The organism is Shigella sp. FC1967, assembly GCF_001743005.1.
GTDB lineage: Bacteria > Pseudomonadota > Gammaproteobacteria > Enterobacterales > Enterobacteriaceae > Proteus.
In genome coordinates this window covers 1-438 of record NZ_MIIZ01001259.1, presented here as the reverse complement: position 1 = coordinate 438, position 438 = coordinate 1, and the positions used below count along the sequence as shown (strand labels likewise).

The window sequence follows — 438 nt, the reverse complement described above, 5'->3', positions numbered from 1 at the left end:
CATGAAAATGTATTAAAAGACTTACCTCAGTGGTTGAAAAATCAAACTTTTATCAATTTAGCGAAAAACGCCGTAAACCCTCGCCCAGTGCGGGCGGGGGATATAAGGCGAAAAGCCCGCAGGGCTTTAAAGATCAATCAAGCGTTGACTGGCTCTGAACGTAGGCTCTGAGTGTTTCAATCGTTGCCTCTCCGGTGCTACAGACAAAGTACGACCTTGACCACAAAAGTCCCGTTTTACTTTGCGTCCGTAAATGTGTGTTTTGCTGGCGCAGCAGGCGCGACGATACTGATTTCAGATTGTTGACCATCACACTGACCGCCAGTTTTGGCGGGTAAGCAACCAGCAGATGCACATGGTCAGGCTCTCCGTCCATCTCAATAATTTCGCATTCAAGTTTTGCCGCAGCGGAGTCAAATGCATCACGCAGTTGAGCGA

General features: G+C 48.2%; 1 protein-coding gene. It reads right to left on the bottom strand.

Annotated elements, in window-relative coordinates:
- Nucleotides 1–133: 133 nt before the first annotated feature.
- Nucleotides 134–438, bottom strand: a 305-nt coding sequence (gene tnpA / locus BHE89_RS20860; RefSeq protein ID WP_128860758.1) for an IS200/IS605 family transposase, incomplete at its 5' end; no start/stop codon positions are given.